Source organism: Rhodococcus sp. GB-02 (assembly GCF_053470465.1).
Window position 1 is genome coordinate 622963 of record NZ_JBPUKE010000003.1, and the last position, 20379, is coordinate 643341.

10 protein-coding genes are annotated in these 20379 nt (G+C 63.4%); 3 read left to right on the top strand and 7 right to left on the bottom strand.

Translation table 11 applies throughout. The annotated features are described in order from the left end of the window. Positions 1 to 38: 38 nt before the first annotated feature. From ACSW29_RS23345 to ACSW29_RS23370, 6 genes are all read right to left on the bottom strand, one after another. A complete protein-coding gene (locus tag ACSW29_RS23345; RefSeq protein WP_448278405.1) occupies positions 39 to 12500 on the bottom strand; it encodes an amino acid adenylation domain-containing protein in 12462 nt (4153 codons plus the stop codon). A gap of 207 nt (positions 12501 to 12707) precedes the next feature. After that, a complete protein-coding gene (locus ACSW29_RS23350) occupies positions 12708 to 13160 on the bottom strand; it encodes a flavodoxin family protein (RefSeq protein ID WP_230817090.1) in 453 nt (150 codons plus the stop codon). 46 nt (positions 13161 to 13206) lie between these two features. Next, positions 13207 to 13854 (bottom strand): isochorismatase family protein, encoded by a 648-nt coding sequence (locus tag ACSW29_RS23355; RefSeq protein WP_007735125.1) that lies wholly within the window; start codon positions 13852 to 13854, stop codon positions 13207 to 13209. Between the two features lie 35 nt (positions 13855 to 13889). Then, entirely contained in the window at positions 13890 to 15554 is a 1665-nt protein-coding gene (locus ACSW29_RS23360; RefSeq protein WP_448278406.1) for a (2,3-dihydroxybenzoyl)adenylate synthase, read from the bottom strand. Between the two features lie 41 nt (positions 15555 to 15595). Then, positions 15596 to 16396 carry a 2,3-dihydro-2,3-dihydroxybenzoate dehydrogenase gene (locus tag ACSW29_RS23365; protein ID WP_448278407.1) on the bottom strand — a complete coding sequence of 267 codons (801 nt, stop codon included), beginning with the start codon at positions 16394 to 16396 and terminating at the stop codon, positions 15596 to 15598. After that, positions 16384 to 16614, bottom strand: coding sequence for a phosphopantetheine-binding protein (locus tag ACSW29_RS23370; protein ID WP_230817087.1), 231 nt, complete (start codon positions 16612 to 16614; stop codon positions 16384 to 16386). The genes ACSW29_RS23365 and ACSW29_RS23370 overlap by 13 nt, the downstream gene beginning before the upstream one ends. 199 nt (positions 16615 to 16813) lie before the next feature. Between ACSW29_RS23370 and ACSW29_RS23375 the strand changes: the two genes are divergently transcribed. Beyond that, positions 16814 to 17971 (top strand): isochorismate synthase, encoded by a 1158-nt coding sequence (locus ACSW29_RS23375; RefSeq protein ID WP_448278408.1) that lies wholly within the window; start codon positions 16814 to 16816, stop codon positions 17969 to 17971. A gap of 7 nt (positions 17972 to 17978) precedes the next feature. Here the strand turns inward: ACSW29_RS23375 and ACSW29_RS23380 are convergent, their stop codons facing one another. Next, a complete protein-coding gene (locus ACSW29_RS23380; RefSeq protein WP_448278409.1) occupies positions 17979 to 18377 on the bottom strand; it encodes a DUF1801 domain-containing protein in 399 nt (132 codons plus the stop codon). Between the two features lie 247 nt (positions 18378 to 18624). Here ACSW29_RS23380 and ACSW29_RS23385 point away from each other — a divergent pair, with 247 nt between their 5' ends. Beyond that, a complete protein-coding gene (locus tag ACSW29_RS23385; RefSeq protein ID WP_448278410.1) occupies positions 18625 to 18936 on the top strand; it encodes a hypothetical protein in 312 nt (103 codons plus the stop codon). A gap of 1041 nt (positions 18937 to 19977) precedes the next feature. After that, positions 19978 to 20352 (top strand): hypothetical protein, encoded by a 375-nt coding sequence (locus ACSW29_RS23390; protein ID WP_448278411.1) that lies wholly within the window; start codon positions 19978 to 19980, stop codon positions 20350 to 20352. Positions 20353 to 20379 lie beyond the last annotated feature (27 nt).

Sequence of the window (20379 nt, forward strand, 5' to 3'; positions counted from 1 at the left end):
TTGAGCTCCCATTGTGTTTCAACTGTGTGGTTTTCAAACTATGTGGCCGTGCGTTTCGACAAATGGCTGTCGAGCAGCGGGGCAATTGCCGCCCACCCGGCTGGGGTCACCAATCCGGCGTGGTCGTACGGCAGATGGTGTACTGCCATGTCCCGGTCCCCGCGGACTCTGCGCCAGCGATCGGCCAGCAGCTGTCCGGACGCCTCGGCGTCGGCGGTGATCAGAGTAACCGGTCCGTCGTAGGTTGTGTCAGTCGAGCGGGCCACGAGCAAACGAGTGGCATCAAAACCCGCCCGAACAGCCTCGGCCAGTCCCGGTGCCTGAGTGAGGATCTCGGGTGGCAGGGCGGCGGCCAGATCTCGGTCGTCGGCATCGTCGCGACCGCGATCGTCACGATCTCCCAGTGGATGAGTATCGATCAGACCGGCGAACTCCACCGTCTCGCCGATACCGACCAGCTGAGCCGCCATCGCGGCAACGACGTTGCCACCGAACGAGTAGCCGAGCAGGTGGTACGGCCCGCTCGGCTGAACGCCCCGAATCGTGTCGACGTACATCGCTGCCAGTTGGTCCACGTTCGTCGGTTCGAGTGGCTCACCGGCAACTGTGGGAAGTTGCAGGCCGAACAGTGGACGGTCAGCCTCGAGGACACCGATCAAAGGTGCAAAGGGCCAAGCGAATCCACCGGCCGGATGCACGCAGAACAGTGGTTCTTCGCTGCCTTCGGCTCGGAGTGTCAGAAGGCGATCGCGACTTAAATCGATTTCGGACGCCGACTCGCCAAGGTGTGCTGCAAGTTCTGCAACTGTCGGACGGGCCATCAGCGTTCCCACACCGACGCTCACCGACAGGTCATGCTCCATCTCCCCCACCAGTCGCATGGCTCGAAGCGAGTCGCCGCCGAGATCGAAGAAGCTCTCGTCGGGATCGACGGCCTCGACGCCGAGTACCCGCGCAAAGACCTGGCACAGTTGCCTTTCCATCTCGGTTCGCGGTGCTCGGGCCGCTGCTCGGGCGGGGGGTGCCGGCAACGCACCGCGGTCCAGTTTTCCGTTGGGCGTCAGCGGGATCGAATCCACGACGACGATGTCCGACGGAACCAGGTGTGCCGGTACGCGTTCCCGCAACGCAGCTCGCAGATCGGTTGAATCAGCGCCGGGTTCTTCGATGACGTACCCGACCAGTCGCGGCGGCGCACCGCCTTCGCTACGGACTGACGCTGCCGCTCTCAACACTCCCGGCAACGACGCCAGCGCGGATTCCACTTCACCCAATTCGATCCGAATGCCTCGGATCTTGACCTGATGGTCTGCGCGACCCAGATATTCGAGTTCGCCGTCGCGGCGACGCAGTACAACGTCACCCGTGCGGTACATGCGGTGACCGACGGAGTAGGGATCAGCAACGAACACAGCGGAGGTCAACGCGGTCCGGTGAAGGTAACCCATCGCCGTTCCGTCACCGGACATGTACAGCTCGCCCGCCGCTCCGATCGGAACCTCCCGCAGCCCCGAATCGAGTACCCGCGCAGACGCGTTCAGAATCGGACGACCCAAGCACGGTGTCTCGCTCCCCTGAACCGGGGATCCCATCGCGTTGATCGTGAATTCGGTCGGCCCGTAAAGGTCGTACCCGTCGACACCGTCCTGATCGCGTAGCCGCGACCACAGTTCGGCCGGCACCGCTTCGCCGCCGAGCATCACCAACACCGGCGTCCGCTCACCGTCGAGGAGACCGGCGGCCATCAGTTCCCGTGCATACGAGGGGGTTACGTTCACGACGTCGATCCCGACTTCGCGGTAGTGCTTCACCAGCGACCCGGGGTCGAGTCGCGTCTGCTCGTCGATCACGTGAACTTCATGCCCGGCGAGCAACCAGAACAGTTCCTCCCACGACATGTCGAACGAGAACGAGACTGTGTGCGCAATGCGCAAACGTCGACCACCCACTCTGTTTTCGGTCGGGCTGAAGATCTCGGCCTTGTGGTTGTGATACATCGTCGTCAGCCCGCGGTGCCCCACGACGACACCCTTGGGTTTCCCGGTACTGCCCGAGGTGTAGATGACGTAGGCAGGCTGATCCGGTGAGGTCGGCCCGCACACCGCGGCCTCGTCGACAACGGGTGCCGGAGACTGCCCGTCGAGTACCCCGACCACGTCTGGGTCGTCGAGGACGACGCACGCCTGTCCGGCGGGAACAACGAGGTCACGCGTCTGAGTCGTGGTGACCACCAGCGCCGCGTCGGAGTCAAGGATCAGTTCGCTCAATCGTGCCGGTGGGTGAGCCAGATCCAAGGGGAGGTAGGCCGCTCCGGTTCTCATGACAGCGAAGATCGCTACGACGTGATCGGCGGTGCGCGGAAGTGCGAGCGCCACAACACGAGTCGATCCCGCGCCTGGCACCGACTGCCCCAGCGCCGACGCGAGTATCCGTGCCAGTCTGTCCACCCGAGAGTTCATCTCGGCTGCGCTCAGGGTGACGTCTCCGAAAACAAGCGCCGTCTCGTCCGGAGTTGCCGCTGCCCTTTCGCGGAGCAAGGCGTCCACGCTACCGCCGGCCTGGTCCGGCCGCGGCATCACAATGTGCTCCGAAGCGAATTCCGCGGGGGTGTGCGAAAGCGGAACCGCCGTGTCCGCCACCGTGGCGGTATCGGAATTCGCCATCACTTCGAGGATCGTGATGGTGCGTGAAAGAACGTCCCGAGCCACGTCGTGGGGAATCAGGTCGGGACGATTTTCGAGAGTGAGCGCCATCGGCGCATCCCCGACACCCGGATCCACGTCGAGCGTGAGCGCATAGTGGGTGCCGTCCACTGCGCCGAACCCGACGATTCCACTGCGCCCGAACGTGTCTCGACGTGCCTGTTCGTCACGAGGCGTGTTGCGGAAGACGTAGAGCGTGTCGAACAGTGTTGCGAACCCAGCGCTTCGCTGCACGTAGCCGAGCCCGAGATGGTGATGCCCCAGCAGCGAACCCTGTTCGCGGAACAGGCGTCCGAGCAACGCCGAGATCTCCTCGCCTGGCCGTACCCGGACACGTACCGGAATGGTGTTAAGCGCCAAGCCCACCATTCGGTCGGCGCCCTCGACCTCGGGTGAACGTCCCGAAACCGTCGATCCGAAGACCACGTCGTCACGGCCCGTCACGGCGCGCAATGCCAGGCCCCACGCCGCAGAAACCACGGTGGAGAGCGTCACTCCGCTACGTCTGGCCAACTCGCGTACGTGCTCGGTGATGCTCTGTTCGAGCTGCACCCGGGTGAACACCGGCAACGGAGCGCGCCCGCCTGATCCCGTACCACCCACGAGTGTGGGTTGCTCGAGATCCGCGAGGTAGTCCTTCCAGGACGAGAGGGCGTCCGTGCGATCCGCTTCGGCGATCCATCGCAGGTGATCACGGAAGTCCGCAGGCTTGTCGAGCGCGCCGTCGAGTCCAACCGGGTCCGTGCCGTGTGTGCGAGCAAACTCGTAGAGCGCAAACAACTCCGCGTACATCAAGGTCTGCGACCAACCGTCGGTCAGCAGGTGGTGCTGAGTGAAGACGAGGTGCGCTCCCCCACCTGGCAACCAGACCAACACCATTCGAATGAGTGGCGGTGCACTCAAGTCGAACAGCCTGCCGAATTCGGCCTCCTCGAGGGCGCGGACCTCGATATCCAAGTCCTCGGGTGCGACTGCGCTCAGATCGACCTCACGGAAAGGCATTTCGGCTTCCCTGGGCACGAACTGCACCGGAGCGTCGAACCCGGCGTGTGTGAAGCCGGCCCGCAAGTTCGGATAGCGTCGCAAGAGCGCATCCCCTGCTGCGCGGAGTGAGCGAATGTCGACGGCGGCATCGGCGGAGAACTCGAATCGCGGCTGCATGTGATAGACATCCGTGCCGCCGGCGCCGTCGAGAACCGACTGGAAGTACATGCCTTCCTGCAAGGGACCGAGTGGTAGCACGTCCTGCCAGCCCGGGCTGAGCGACCCGAGCCGTGCCCGACGATCCGCATCGACGGCCACGAGCGGACTCTGCACGCGATCCGGCGCGGTGTCGGGCAATGCCTTCCGGTCCACCTTCCCGTTGAGGGTGAGTGGTAGTGCCTCGAGCACCGTGATGGTCTGCGGCACCATGTGTTCGGGTAGGAGCCGCGCAATCTCCTTGCGCACCAGTACCGAATCGAGCGTGGTTGCACCTTCGGGAACCACATACCCGTGCAAACTTCCGGTACCCGCCGCATCGACGCGAACGGTGGCTGCCGCGCGGAGCACACCTGCCACCGATCCGAGCGCGCCTTCGACTTCGCCGAGCTCGATGCGGAAACCGCGAACCTTCACCTGATCGTCCGCACGACGAAGGAAGTGCAAAACCCCTCGCCGGCGTCGGACCAGATCGCCGGTGCGGTAGAGGCGTGCCCCCGGCAGAGAAGGATCGGCGACGAACCGAGCGACGGTCAGATCGGGGCGGTTAAGGTATCCGCGGACCACCTGCGCACCGCCCAGATACAGCTCGCCCGCAACGCCTTCCGGAACCTCACGCAGGTCGTCGTCGAGGATTCGCACGTGCACATCGGTCCAGGGCTGACCTATCGTGACTCGGTCGCCGGTCGTGATGACCGAAGATGTCGCCCACACCGTGGCCTCGGTGGGTCCATAGACATTCCGGACCGAAGCGGCGTTGGCCACCAGATCGTCAGCCAGATCCTGCGGGAGGGCTTCCCCTCCCACCAGGGCTCGCACCATGGCGAGTCCGACTGCGTTCTCGTGTTCGGTGACCACTCGCCACAGCGCCGGCGTTGCCTGCATCACCGTCGCATCGCTCGCGATGATCAACGCCGACAACGCATCCGGGTCGCGAACCGTCCTGCGGTCTGCGATCACGACAGTCGCGCCCGCCGCGAGCGGGCACAGCAACTCGAGTGCCGCGATGTCGAACGACACCGTTGTCACCGCGACGATGCGATCGCCCGGCCTGATCCAGCAATCCTCGAGTACCGTGTCCGCGAAGGCTGCGAGGTTGCCCGTCGAGACCATCACGCCCTTGGGGCGACCCGTCGAACCGGAGGTGTGGATCATGTAGGCGAGGTGATCACCCGCCGCGAGCGGCGGAGGAAGCACGACATTCGAGTTGGTGAACTCACCGTCCACGAAGACACTCGTGGCGACCGTGGACGGAAGTTGCCCTACGCTGTCGATACTGGTCAGGACACACACCGGAGCCGCGTCCTCGATCATGAACTCGAGCCGCTCAGTCGGGTAATCGACGTCGAGTGGCAGGTACGCCGCGCCGATGCGCAGTACCGCGAGCAGTCCGGCCACCAGATCCGCATTTCGATCCAGCGCGACGGCGACTACCTTCTCGGGTCCGGCGCCGACCGCGAGAAGTTCGCGGGCCAGCTCGTCGACGCGCGCCGACAGTTCCCCGTAGGTAATTCCGACCTCGCCGGAGATCACCGCGATGTCGTCGAGGTGGCGGCTGACGTGTCGAGCGAACAACTGCGAGATCCCCGACGGCGGCGTCGCGCGTCGGCCCGGGTCGCGATCCGGCTTATTTTCCGCCAGTCGCAGATCCGCGACGACAGTGCTGATTTCGTGACCGAGGACCGCGATCACACCGTCGAGCAATGCGTCCGCAGTCGCGGCGTCGAACAGCCCGGCATCAACCGTCAATCGAAGTTCTGTTGCGGTTCGGACGAATTCGAGGTCGACGCTCTTTCCGGGCGAGTGACCGACACGGGCAGCGAACAGGCTGCTCGTCGGACGCACGAGTAGATCGGCGATTCGGTCGAGGCTGACATCGGAATGCGCAAGTGCCTCGGAGACAGCGTTTTCGACTCGCCGAACGACATCGGCAATTCTCGGCCGACCGGACAGGTCGACCCGAATCAGGGTGTCAGTCCCTTCCGAGACCAGTCCGACCGCAAGGTCCCGACCACCGCCGAAGCTGTTCAGCGTCGCCGCCACGGCGGCCAACAGCACCGCGTCGAATCCTGGTTCGTCACCGAACCGGGCATCGCGTAGCTGACGGAGGTAGGTGTGCGGGCGGTACTCTTCGCCGCGCGGGCGGTCATACGGAAGGTCCGTTTCGAGGGGCAGGTCCGCGAGCGTGCGAACCCAGTACCGCTCGTGATCAGGATTTCCCGCCACCGCCGGGGCGCGGAACGTCGCCACGGTCACGACGGGTCGATCGACGCCAACGACCGAATCCGGCGAGAACTTCGTCCGATCGACGCGTGCGGCCACGGCAAGACCGAGGGGGGTCGGGGTGTCGAAGACATCCGAGACGACGACGCGAATTCCCAGCTTGCGCAGGCTTCCCACCAACCGCATCGCAGTGAGCGAGTGACCGCCGAGAGTGAAGAAATTGTCACCCGGATCGACGTCGGGAATCTCCAACACCGTTGCGACACAGTCGCACACTGCATCCACGACCGCGGGATCGACATCGATCGCAGGATCGGACGCGGCCACCTTTTTCGTGACAGCGACATTTTTCGCGACAGACACCGCATCGGCAACGGACGCTGCCTGGCGGACTACCGTGAGCACCGCGGATGCGGGAGCTGTCGGCTCGGTCAGCAACCCACGCAGGATCTCCGCGAGCCGTGTGACCATTCGCTCCGCCGTGGCGTCGGAGACAACTGCCGGATCGTGGTACAGAACCAGATCCAGACCGGTGCTCGGCGGCGCCATCAACGTCATCGGATAGTGCGTGACTCCGCGGTTGGTGAATCCCTCGACCCGCAGTGTGTGCGATGCAGGCTGTCCTGCACCGGAGTTCGGGAAGTTCTCGAACACCAGGAGCGTGTCGAACAGTTGCCCGATTCCGGCGATGCGTTCGATCTCGGCCAAACTGGTGTGTTCGACGTCCACGATGTCGAATTGCGCGTTCTGCAGCCCGACGAACTGTTCCAGCAAAGGCTCGTTCGCGGCGATGTCGAGGCGGGCCGGAATCGTGTTGCTGAACAACCCGACCATCCCCTCCACTCCGGCGAGTTCGGCGGGTCGACCTGACACGGTGGCCCCGAACACGACGTCCCACTGTCCTGTCGCCTCGGCGAGCGTTGCCGCCCACGCGCCCTGGACCAGCGTGTTGATCGTCAGCGCTCGCGCACGGCCGAGTTCGATCAACGCGTCGGCGTCCGATGCCGCGAGCGGAACTTCTAGCGCGACGGGCACACTTCGCGGCGCTCCGGCGTCGGCAACGAGAGTCGGCGCGGTAAGCCCACGCAAACGCTCGCTCCACACTGCACGGGCAGAGTCCTGATCACGGCCGGCGATCCATGCCAAGTAGTCGCGATACGGCGTCGGCGCAGGGAGGTGCGTGTCGCCGTCCTGGTAGACGTTCATCAGCTCGCGCAGGACGATCGGAGTCGACCAACCGTCGGTGAGCAGGTGGTGCGCGTTGAGGACCAAACGGTGCACCCCGCCGGGCAGCCGAACCAGTAGTGCACGCAGCAGAGGCGGTGTACTGACGTCGAAGACATGCTTGGCGGCCTCGTCCTCGAGCTGATCTGCAGAGCGGAATGCAGTGTCAGCTGGAACGGAGGTCAGGTCGACCGAACGCCACTCGACTTTTGCGCCGCGCGGAATGATCTGAACGGGCCGTGCGAACTGCTCGTAGTGGAACGCGGCGCGTAGGTTCGGGTGCCTGTCGATCACGGTCTCGAACGCGTCGGCCAACTTCGCCTCGTCCAGTGGCCCGGAGAGGTCGAAGCGTGCAGTGAGCGTGTAGACGTCTGCGGCTCCGTCACGGACCGCATGGAACAGGAGACCTTCTTGTAGCGGCGAGAGCGGAAGGACGTCGGCAAGCGGTCCGTGGACGGCTTCGAGTTCGTCGATCCCTGCCTGATCGACCACCGCGCCCTGGCCGAAGATCGTCGCCGAGCAATCGGAAGGCGTCAAACCGCCCTCGAAGAGCGCGGCATGCGCGGTCAGGGCAGCGAGCGCACGTTCCCAATGCTCTTGCAGCTCGACGATCGTCGCGCCGTCGAGCACTGAACCCGCCGCAGTCCATTCGACTGCCAGCGTCGGTGATCCGTCCTCACGGACAAATGCGTTGAGCGCCAGCACTTCCGACATAGCCTTCGTCGCCGGTTCGATGACTGCGAATGGATCCTGCTCCGGCAATCGCCATCCGGTTCCGGGCAACGACGGGAAGCGGCCCAGATAGTTGAGCAGCAGTTCGGGAGTAGCGCACGCGGAAAGGTCAGGTGCGGTGTCGCGATCCAGATGCCGCAGAACTCCGTAGCCGACTCCACCTCCGGGTACGGCGCGTTTTGCCTCCTTCACCGCACGAAGCAGATGCCCTGCAGCTGCTCCGCCGCTGAGTGCGTCGGCAAGATCGTCTGCGGTGAGCAGTGCATCGGTGGGAACCCGGACGGGGAACTCACTGGTGAACCACCCGATGGTTCCGGCGAAGTCGGTGTCGCTGGTGAGCGCGTCGCGGCCATGACCTTCGACGGTAACTGTCTGTGCGGGCAGCCCAGTCAGGCCGCGACTGTGCTGCCATGAGCGCAAGGCAAGCATCAATCCCGCGAGAAGCACCTCGTCGGTCTTGGCTCGATACGCCGCCGGAAGCGTGGTCAGCAGCGCGTCGGTGACGGCCGGGGGCGCAACAGTTATCGTGCGAGAGGCGGTTGCGGTCACGTCGATCTTCGGGTCGAGACGACGACTGCCGATCGGCTCGTCGTCCGCCTGTACCGACGCGAACTTCCAGTACTCGAGCTCTGATGCCCTGCTGCCCGAGGCCCCGAATTCCGCGAGCAACCCTGCGTATCGACGCCACGAACTTCCGCCTGCAGCCAACCGGGCCGACCTACGCTCACGTGCAGCATCGGTGGCTTCGTGGAGGTCTGGAAGCAGAGTTCGCCAGGACACACCGTCGACGATCAAATGGTGAGCCACGACGATCAATTGGTCGGGACGACCCACCGCGGTATTGACCAGTACGACTCGCAGGAGTTCACCGGCGCGTGGGTCGAGACTCGCCGCCGACGCCTCCGCGAGCTCTCTGATCCGGGACGGCTCGGAGGTGTCGGACACCTCTCGAACGAGTACCTCGCTGCGCACCGCGCCGGCGTCCCGGACGATCAATTCGGTAGTGCCGCTGTCGTTGTCACGGCGCAGGAGCAGACGTAGAGCGTCATGGTGATCGAGGATCGTCTGCACGCCGGACTGCAGGTCACCCAGTGAAATGCCGTCGTCGATTCGCACTGCGGTCCACTGCGCGTAGCCCGCGATTGCCTCGTCTGTCGGATTTTTGTCGATCAGTGCTCGAACGATCGGCGGGGCGATCACGGTGCCGGTCGCCACGTCCGCAACCGAGGCTACGGCGTCGGCGTCATCGGCAATCTCACGCGCCGCAGCGGCGATGGTTCCCAGATCTCGCTGTGCCAGTAGTTCTTTGGGAGCAACGATCAGACCACGCACCCGCAGGCGACTGCTGACACTGATTGCCGTGATGCTGTCACCACCGAGGCCGAAGAAGTCCTCGTCCACGCCGACGCGTTCGCGGCCGAGCACCTCGGCCACCACGTCACAGAGGATTTCCTCGCGCGGTGTGGATGCAGCGCGACCTTCCGATTCGGTAGCCGGCGCAGGTAGTGCCGCACGATCGAGCTTTCCGTTCACCGTGACGGGTAGTTCGTCCAGAACGACGATTGCGGCCGGAACCAGATGATCCGGTACGCGACCGGCGAGGTCTCGGCGTAGCTCTTCCTGCGGCGGAAGCGCCGCGCCGACAGCGGCGACAACGTAGCCGACCAGACTGGGCCGTCCTCCATCCGTACGGATCAGCGCGGCAGCCGCGCCGATTCCGGGCACCGATCCGAGAACTGCCTCGACCTCGCTCAACTCGACACGATGTCCGCGAATCTTCACCTGCTTGTCGCTACGACCGATGAAGTCGCATCCGCGCCCGGGTACCCAGCGCGCGACGTCCCCGGCGCGGTACATCAGATCTCCCGGAGCCCCGAAAGGATCTGCGACGAAACGCTCGGAGGTCGCTCCGGCGCGACCGAGGTATCCCCTGGCCAATTGCGGTCCGGCCAGATAGAGCTCACCTCGTTCACCGTCGGCGACCGGCTCGAGCGCGCTGTCGAGCAGGTACGCACGGGTTCCCGCGAGCGGGTACCCGATACGCGGTCCGGCACCTTCGACCGTGGTCGCGATCGCGTCGACCGTCGTTTCGGTTGGGCCGTAGAGGTTTCGAGCGGGAACGCCGGATTCGATGATCGCGTCCCACAGTGCGGGCGGTGCCGCCTCGCCGCCCATGACAAGCAGGTGCAGTCGCTGGGTGCGCAGCAATCCGTTGTCCACCATCGCTGCCGCCATCGACGGCGTCGTGTCGACCACGTCGACGCAATCTCGCTCGAACGCCGCGACCAGGGCAACAGCATCCTTCTGCAGTTCTTCGTCGTATACGTGCACCCGATGACCACACAGCAGCCACAACAGCTGATCGAGAGACGCATCGAAGGCGAACGACGCCGTGTGTGCGGTGTGCAGTTGCCGGTTTCCGACTCGCTCGGCAGTTTCCCGGTACATAGTGGCGCAGTGGTGGTGAAGCAGATGCGCCAATCCACCACTTCTGACCAACACACCCTTTGGCTTGCCGGTCGATCCAGAGGTGTAGATGACGTACGCCAGGTGATCACCGTGCCGCGGTGTCGCCAGTTCACCGAGTTCGAGGGGAAGCTCGGAATTGGCACGGAGTTCTTCTCGCACGGCGTCGGAATCGAGTACGAGCGGGACGGGCCGCGAATCTCCGACGAGTTTCCCGGCCAGTGTGGAAGTGGTGAGCACCACCTTCGGTTGCGCGTCGTCGACCAAGTCCCGCAATCGCTCAGCCGGGTGCTGCGGATCCAAGGCCACGTACGCTGCGCCCGCGTTCAATGTCGCGAGCAGAGCCACCACCATCTCGGAGGTACGCGGAAGTGCAAGTCCGACAATGTCGTCCGGGCAGACATCGCGAGCCCGAAGCAACCGGGCGAGTTTGTGGACGCGGCCACCGAGTTCTGCGCCTGTCAGACGTTCCTCACCGCACACCAGAACCGTGTCATCCGCGTGCTCGACGACGATGCGGTCGAACACGTCGGGAACGAGTTCGACAGAGCCGGGCAACGGTGCAGTTTCGCGGCTGGCGAGAATCCGCGCGGCTTCGGCCGCAGGCATCATCTCCACCTGTCCGACGGCAGGATCTCCCTCCCCGACCATCGCGTTGACGATGCTGACGAAACCGGCGAGGCGACGCTGAACCGATTCCCGAGTATTGGTACGCGCGTCCACTTCGAATCCGAGTAGAACTTCGCCGTCCGCAATGGGCGTCACCGTCAAACCCAGGTCCTCCGGCGGCCCCCCGGCGACGTTACGCAGTACACCCACAGCGCCGGCGAAATCGAGGGCGAAGTCGAAAGCCTTGAGATTGATTCCGATCCCGTGAAGCAGTGCGCCGGTGCCGGCGACGCCCAGGTCCCGAGCAAGATTCTCACCGCGGTAGCGCTGGTGTGCGCGCAGGCTTTTCATCGTGGCGGCCACCTGCTTGCTCAGGTCACCGAGTCGATCGTGGCTGCGAATCGTCAACCGGAGAGGCAGAACGTTGACTGCCATGGCGGGCGTCTTGAGTGCCGTGCGCCCCACGCGCGCCATGAGTGGCATCGCGATGACAACATCCGTCTCGCCGAGCAACCGGTGGAGAAACGCGCCGTAGCAGGCGATCAGCGCTTCGGCCCACGTTGTTCCCGTCGCGTCTGCCACCTCTTTGAGGCGGCCGAGGGCGTCGGCGGTGATGACCTCACGAACCTGGATCGTTCGTTCCGCCGGACCGGCGACCTGCTGGCCACGTCCGTCCAACGCGGGCAACGGCGTCAGGACATCACGCCAGTAGTCACGATCTTCCGCGAACTGCTCGCCCGCCTGGTACGCCTCGTCCTCGCTGACCAGATCGGACATAGAGCCGAATCGCGTTGGCGCGACCTCGGTTCCCTTCTTCGCGGCCGTGTAGTGCGCGGCGACACGACGCGAAATCATGGCTGCGCTGTATCCGTCGACGATCAGGTGGTGATAGAGCTGGATGCACCAGATCTCGCGATCGCTCAGCCTGATCAGCGAGTACGTGTACAGCGGGCGCTCCACCATCAAGCGGCAGTACTCGGACGCCCGGCTGCGCTCGGCGTCGACCAGTGCGTGCGCCACGGCTACGGGATCGCGCTCGTCACGGACGTCGGTGATCGGGATGACGCCAACCGGCTCGTCGGAGATGTATTGACGCGGGCCGTCCGCCGTCTCGATCATCCGCAACCGCATGGTCTCGGCTTCGCCGATCGTCGCCCTGATGGCGGCCGGCAGAAGTTCGGTGTCGATCGGTTCGTCGCCCGAGATTTCGAGAACCTCACCGACGAGATAGCTCCGAGATTCGGGATCAAGCCTCTGTGCGTTCCAAATCCCGAGTTGAGCTCCTGTGAGAGCAAACGTAGCTTCGTTTGCCGCTCCGGAGTTCGAACCTGGAAGAACGCTCACACTGATCCCCTCGTCTGTGGACACACGTCACCCAAGGGTGACCTAACATTGTTTTGGGTAGCCTAAACTAAATATCGATGAATCGGGGAATCCGCCTCGCCGGTGACCCGAAAACCGGCGGCTCCCGACGCGTTCACCAGAGGACGCGCGCTGCTACAACCGCTTGCTGGACACTCTGTTTCGTGAACCGAAACGAGAATGTGAAAGCTAGTCCATCAGCGTTGCTGCGACGGTTCCGCCCAGTTCATAGCAACCGTCGCGGACAGATTTATCCACGCTGACAGTCACTTCGAGCGGATCCGCCACCGCGACCAACCCGAGCCCTGTCGCGAGTTTGCGCACCGACGACGCGGCACCAGCAGTGTCGTTGTTGCCGTGAACCCACAGGCCGTACGGCCGATCCGACACCGCACCGAGGCATTGGTAGTACGTGGTGTCGAAAAAGTACTTGAGCGCACCCGACATGTAACCGAAATTGGCGGTGGTACCGAAAAGATAGCCGTCAGCAGCAAGGACGTCGGGCACCGTCGCCGCCAACGCCGGCACCACCTTCACCTCCACACCCTCGATCTCCGGATCGCGAGCACCGGCAAGGACTGCATCCAACAATTCGTGGGTTGTCGGCGAGGGCGAGTGGTGAACCACCAACAATGTCTTCACGCACCTGACAATACGGCGACGATTATCACCCCGTCGCCGTTCACGACTACGCCGAAACCGTTTCCGCGCTCATCGCCTTGACCAGGTCATCGGTTCGGGTGACCGAGGCGCAGCGCCCGGCTGCGTACTCGAGGGCACCGACATGCTCGTCCAGGGAGAAGTCGGCCACCGCGTCGCCCACGAAGAAGATCTGCACGTCTTGCATGAACCCGTCCAAAGCGGTAGTCAGGCAACCGATGTGGGCATAGATTCCGGTGATGATCAGCTGGTCACGCCCACTCTCGCGCAGCCGCTCACGCAGATCCGTTTTGATGAAGGCGCTGTAGCGCCATTTTGTGAGCATCACGTCGTCCGGATGCGGAGCCAACTCGGCGATCACGTCGGTGTGAGCGGGATCTGCCTTCAGTCCCGGTCCCCAGAAATCCGACAGCAACGCACGCTCCTCGGGATCCTGATCACCGGGTTGCGCGGTGTAGACGATCGGGATTCCGGCAGCTCGCGCCGACGAACGAAGCCGGTCGATATTCGGAACCACGGTTTGGAGCGGGTCGACGCTTCGGTCGTACGCGTTCACGAAATATTCCTGCATGTCGTGCAGAAGCAGCACCGCTCGGGAAGGATCAAGAGTCCAGTCGACCCGATTCTGCGGAAACTCGGTGGGCATCTCGTATCGGACTGCTGTGGGTAGCGCCATGATGAATCTCCTCGAAAATGTGGGGTGGTAACCGATCAACTCGACAGAGTCTGCGCCGCAATCGATTCGCTGAGAACACGGCGCAAGGCCGCCTTGCTGGTCTTTCCGACGCCGGTGACGGGGAACTCGGTCACGAACTCCACTCGATCCGGAACCTTGTACGCCGCAACGCCTCGGCCTCGTATGTATCGCTTGATCTCGCCGACAGTCGGCACTTCTCCCAAAATCACCAGAACGGCGCAGGTTCGCTCGCCCAGGTACTCGTCGGGAACAGCGACGACGGCCGCATCGTGGACAGCAGGATGCGAGAGCAGGTGGTTCTCGATCTCCTCGGCGGCCACCTTCTCGCCGCCGCGGTTGATCTGGTCCTTTGCGCGACCCTCGACTATCAGGTGACCCGTGTCGGTGACGCTGACCAGATCGCCGGTGCGATAGAAACCTTCGGCGTCGAAGACCTCGGCATTGTGCGCTTCCGCCCGGTAGTAGCCACGGATCGTGTACGGCCCCCGCGTCAGTAAGTGCCCCGTGGTTCCGGGCTCGACGAGAGTGCCCTCGTCGTCGACCACACGAACCTCGTCGTCGGGTGAAATGGGCCGGCCCTGCGTGCTGACGATCAATTCTTGTGTGTCGTCGAGGCGGGTGTAGTTAACCAGCCCCTCGGCCATCCCGAACACCTGCTGGAGGGTGCAGCCCAGCTCCGTGGGTACCCGCGCAGCGGCTTCGGCGCTGAACTTCGCTCCGCCAACGCCGAGAACCCGCAAGCTCGACAGATCGTGATCTGCCTTGCTGGGGGCTGCCATCCAGGCCAACGCGATCGGTGGTACCAAAGAAGCGTGCGTGATTCGCTCTGATTCGATCAGACCGAAAGCTGTGGAGGGCATGGTGTCCGGCGCTAGAACGACGGAGCCGCCCGCGTGGAAAACACCCAGGATGCCCGGCGAACTCATCGGAAAATTATGCGCTGCAGGAAGAACCACCAACATGCGCGTCGAGTCGTCGACGCCGCAGATCGGGTTGGATGCCCGCACCGAGTAGAGGTAGTCGGCGTGCGTTCGCGGAATCAGCTTCGGAACACCGGTCGTGCCACCGGAAAGCTGAAGAAAGGCGACCGACAACGGATCGACATCGGCAAGGACGGAAACCTCGTATCCGCGCAGCGAATCGAAACCGACAAACTCTTCGGGGTCACCGGCCACGATCACAACAGGCGGAGTCTCGAGGCCTTCGTTCACCTCACGCGCCAGCGCGCGGTAGTCGAACCCGCCATGCCGGTCGGCGACGATATAGGCAGCGACATCAGCGAACTGGCAGAAGTATCCGATTTCGGTTCGGCGATGCGCCGGCAACCCGAATACCGGCAGGGCGCCGAGCTTCAGCACACCGAACAATGCTTCGACGTATTCCACGATGTTCGGCAGCTGCAGAAGCACCCGGTCACCGGCGCGAACACCCAAGCCGGACAGGCCTCCGGCCACGGCCGAGCTGCGACGATCGAGGTCGGAGTACGTCAGCCGTGTCTGTGTGCCAGAGGCATCGCTGCCGACCACCGCTTCGTTGTCGGGATGCCGTGCGGCCGCGGCCGTGACGAATCCGGCCAGCGTCTCGTCAGTCCAATAGCCTCGTTCCCGATAATGCGTCACCAAATCGGGTGGATACTGTGCGACGGGTGCCAAGGGCTCGCGAGCGATCCTCGAGGTCATGCAAGTGACTCCTGTTCGAAAGTACTGTCAGCAAATACGTCTCACGCTTTGAGCGTCGCTCCACCATCGACGTACAGCGCCTGCATGGTGATGTGGGCCGCCCGGTCGGACAGCAGGAAGTGCACCGAGTCCGCGATATCGTCGGCGGTGGCCAGTTTTCCGAGCGGAATGCCCAGGCGATAGTTCGCAAGATTGCCTTCGATGACCGCGTCGGCACCCGAATCGTCGGTGGGGTCCGACCACAACGAACGCTGCATTGCGGTGTCGGTGGACCCAGGAGCGACCACGTTGACACGAATCCCGTCGGCGGCCAACTCCAGTCCAGTGGTTCGAACCAACATGGTGGCAGCAGCTTTGGACGAACCGTAAGCACCCATCCCGATACGTGGGACACCGGCCGCGTTCGACGAGACCACCACGATCGACCCGGTCCGCTGACGACGCATTTCCAGTCCCACACTTTGCAGCACGTTGAGCAAACCGAAGACGTTGACGCCAAAGATCTTCCGCCACTGATCGGGATCAGAGTCCAGCACCGATCCGGTGTCGAGTATTCCGGCGACGTGCGCGAGCGCGTCGATCCGGCCGAACCTGTCTATCGTGGAGGCAACTGCTGCATCGACTGCTTGCCGGTCGGTCACGTCCACGACGTGGGACTCGATCGAGGCGCTATCGGCGATGGTTTCTGCCATTTCCGCGGCTACCCGCTTCAATTCGACGTTGTCGCGATCGAGAAGCGCCAGCGAATAACCGTCGCACGCAAGGGTACGGGCTACTGCGGCGCCGATCCCCGCCGCAGCACCGGTGACCACGGCGATTCGGCACTCGCTCACTGCGGGCACAGGACCTGAACCCAGGCACTGATCGTGGGCTCTTCTGCCAACTCCGCGAAGTCGGCATCCGCGCCCGCTCCCCGCCACCGTTCGACGAGCGTCATCAAGCGAACCGAGTCCAGTCCTTCGTCACCCAGGTCCGCGTCGTCGCCGAGTTGTTCTGCCCTCATCGACAGAACCTCGGCGACGTCGCGCACGATCTGGTCACGGTCCACGGTGTTGCTCATCGGTCTCCTCGAGTAGTGGTCGACGCGCTCAGATCGAGCCAACCCACCCTCGTGTCGACCCCGTCCGCACGCCTTGATTTTAGGCCAGCCTAACCATAACGGCACGGAAGTACACAACCCAGACGTTCACGACACAATTTCACCCGAACTAAGGCTAGCCTCAACATAACAAGCAAACTGTCGAACTGGAAGGGTGTCCATGTCAGCACTCGCCGAAGTATCCGAATTCCCGTTGCGCAACAACCGGACTGACGATGGAACGGACTCCGTTTTCCTGCTCTCACGTAGGGAAACGTCAATCCGCACTTCGGGAGTAGTCGAAGAATTCGACTCAGCCTTCGACGCGGCTGAAGCCCTCAAAACGGGGCGCATCGACTCGGTCGTCGGCGCCCTGCCGTTCTCCCCGGAGACACCGTCCGCCCTTACTGCGCCGCTGAGTTTCACGCGTGTCCGCGGTGATCTATATCACTCGAACGTTCCGGCACTCCCCTCTTCGCGGGTAGCCGGATTCGAACCGAGCCCGCAGATCCACACCGACAGGGTCCGCAGCGCCATCGCCCGTCTCCGAGCAGGCGAGCTCGACAAAGTTGTCCTCGCACGCTCACTGACCATCGAAGCCGAGGCTGCGATCTCCCCCTCCGCTCTGGCCGAGAAACTGATTGCACTCGACCACGCGCACAACGGCTTCTGCGTCGACCTGTCCCCCGCCGGTGGCGGGTACCGCGGACGTTCGCTGGTCGGCTCGACACCCGAGGTCCTGATCGAGCGGCGAGGCGACATCGTCACCTGCCACCCGTTGGCGGGCTCGATTGCACGGCAACCGAATTCGGATCAGGACGAGGCGAATGCCGAGCAACTCCGCGCTTCGACCAAAGATCTCACCGAACACGCTTTTGTCGTCGATTCCATCAGCACAATACTCGGACCGCTGTGCACGTCATTCACTGCACCCAGTGCTCCGGAACTGCTTCGGACACCGCAACTGTGGCACCTCGGGACCAAGATCGAAGGTGTCCTGACCGACCCGAGCCTGACCTCTCTCGAACTGGCAATGGCACTGCACCCGACTCCCGCTGTCTGCGGAACACCAACGGACGCTGCACGTGAGCACATCACCGCAACCGAGGGCGATCGCGGGTTCTATGCCGGTGCGGTCGGCTGGTGCGACCGCACCGGAGACGGCGAGTGGATGGTAGCCATTCGTTGCGCCGAGATCGCCGCAGACGGTCTGTCCGCGCGGGCGTACGCCGGCGGCGGCATCGTCGCTACTTCCGATCCTGAAACCGAACTGCGAGAGACCAGTACAAAATTCCGCACGCTACTCAGCGCGTTCGACCTCGCTGAGCATCAGCTCTGACAGGGAGTCACTTTTTCGAGGTGTTCAAGGCAATCGCGGCGTGAACGAGTGCCTTGAACGCCTTTTCGTTGACGGCTTCACCCTCGTGAAAGTCGATCGCCCGCCTCGTATTGCCCTCGAGGCTGGAGTTGAAGAGGCCTGAGGTGTCCTCGAGTGATGCGCCTTTGGCAAAAGTCACCTTGACTGCGCTCTTGTAAGTCTCACCGGTGCAGATCATTCCGGCGTGGTACCACACAGGGACTCCCCGCCACTTCCATTCCTCCACTACATCCGGATCCACCTCTTTGATCAGGGTACGTATCCGCGAGAGCGTCTCGCCCCGCCAGTCTCCGAGTTCCTCGATTCGCTTGTCGATCAACTGAGACGGGGAGTCTGCGCCTTGCTTTTCGGGATCACTCTTCGCCATCGCTTCGTCACTTCCTGCTCGTTGTCGCCGATCTCCGGTGAGTCGAGTATCCCCTCCTGCACGCACATTCCTTCGGCGAACCATCGATCTCCGCGGCTTCGACGCTCTGTGCACACCCACCGATGCGGCCTTTCCGAGCTGTCCGGACTCACCGCCACAACAATCGGGATGTACACAATCGGCGACAGAGGCTCTGACGATCGCGTCGCCGAACTCGATTCGAACTGCCAAGTTCAGCGATGGATCAATGTGGGCACTCCTCGCGTCGATGTCGGGGATCTCCGACGACGAATGGGCACACGCCGTACAACAAGCCACCGAAAACGTCACCCGCATCGAAACACTCAACCGTGCAAGCAACCAACGCGGAAACTCCTGGTCCCTCCCCATCCCCGACGGCACCTACAGCCGTACCCCCAACTGGACCAGCCGCACACACTGGCAACACCAAGTCCGCACCCTCCTCAACTCCCCCTCCGGCACGACACTCTGCACAAAACACACCATCAGCACCGAAACTGTTTTCGCCGTCTCCGTCATCCACGCCTCCCTCGCCTAAAGCGCAACCGGAAGCTCAGTGACCGCCTCACGCGAGACCATCGCCCACCGTGCAGGAGTGAGCACCTCCACCGCCAAACGCGCCCGACGAGTCCTCACCGCACTCGGAGTCGCAGTAGAACTCGCTCGCGGTCGCTACCTCAGTCGGCTGGAAGCTATGGCCGCAGAATCACACCACGGCCACCGCCAACTCCGTGCAGCCTCCACCTGGACGCTCACCACACCCCGCCCGGTAGCCACGACCGTCACCCCTCCCTCCACAAAACCCAGAAAACCCTCCAGAGCCACACTGCGCACCAACGCATACCGATCCAAAACCACCACACGGAACCATCCACAATCCAGCCACCGTGACCCCCTATCCCCCTCCGGGGGGATTTGCACTTAAAGCTCTTGCTTTCAAGATCTCACCAACGCGCACACAAGCACACGCGGGCAAGACACCACACCAACCAACAACCACTCCCCGACCCCTCCACCTCCAACGCGCAGCAGCCGAACTCATCGCTCACGCAACAGCATTGAAACCAGCCGGCCACATCGGAACAATCTGCGACGCCCTCCAACAAACCGGAATCGACACCACCCGATGGACCGGCCGCGACATCGCACACCAACTCACCACAGACACCAAACAACGAGGCTGGACCTGGCCCAACCACATCCCACGACCAAGCGCTTTCCTGCGCTGGCGAACGACCCAACTAGATTGAACTGCCATCTCGCCGACGGAACAAAGGCTCGAACATGATCGCCTTCGGCGCTCGGAACAAGCCAAACGACGCGCAGAATTGCGAAAGCGCGATGCAAGCAGGGCGACGGAAGCAACGCGAATCGAAATCGTTCAAACCCTCCGAGCAGCTCAAAGCCCTTTCCGTCAAGTACCCACAACGACCATGCGCTCGATCTCTCATGGTGAGCACACGAACTGAGCGGCGATGTTCGCGATTCGACTTGCTGCCTCGAGCTCGAAAATGAGGGTATGGAAGTGGCATTCCCCGGAGTCACGGGCGACGGCGGTGAGTTTCGCGCCCATCTATAGTTGGCTGCGCTCGCGATCGCGCTCAAGCGCCGGGTTGTCATTCTGCAGGGCGTTGAGGTCGGCCAAAGCAATGAGGCCAATCCCTTCGAGAACTTCGTACGGAGTCTCCGAGACGACCAGCACCGGGTCGCCGTCCTGGAAGGCCGGGTGGAGAACGTCCTGCGACGGCTGTCTGCGCTCGAATTGCGCTCACCTAAACGGCTCATCGGCAAGGTGATGACCAGGAAGCAGGTCGACAGCCTGCTGGAAACGTCATACCGTCTGCATGCACTCGCCCCCGCTCACCGCGCAAGCTCCCCGAGCGCTGATGTTGTAATCGAGATCAAGAAGCGCAGCGATGGCACACTCCTGGCGCTTCCAGCGCGTGCCTCCTGACCAAGGAGTCGCAAGTTGGCTCTAACC

Coding starts and splice junctions, on each gene's coding strand:
- ACSW29_RS23355 (WP_007735125.1), bottom strand. CDS start 13,854: ATGGCGCTACCCACAGCAGTCCGATACGAGATGCCCACCGAGTTTCCG.
- ACSW29_RS23360 (WP_448278406.1), bottom strand. CDS start 15,554: ATGACCTCGAGGATCGCTCGCGAGCCCTTGGCACCCGTCGCACAGTAT.
- ACSW29_RS23370 (WP_230817087.1), bottom strand. CDS start 16,614: ATGAGCAACACCGTGGACCGTGACCAGATCGTGCGCGACGTCGCCGAG.
- ACSW29_RS23375 (WP_448278408.1), top strand. CDS start 16,814: ATGTCAGCACTCGCCGAAGTATCCGAATTCCCGTTGCGCAACAACCGG.
- ACSW29_RS23380 (WP_448278409.1), bottom strand. CDS start 18,377: ATGGCGAAGAGTGATCCCGAAAAGCAAGGCGCAGACTCCCCGTCTCAG.
- ACSW29_RS23385 (WP_448278410.1), top strand. CDS start 18,625: ATGTGGGCACTCCTCGCGTCGATGTCGGGGATCTCCGACGACGAATGG.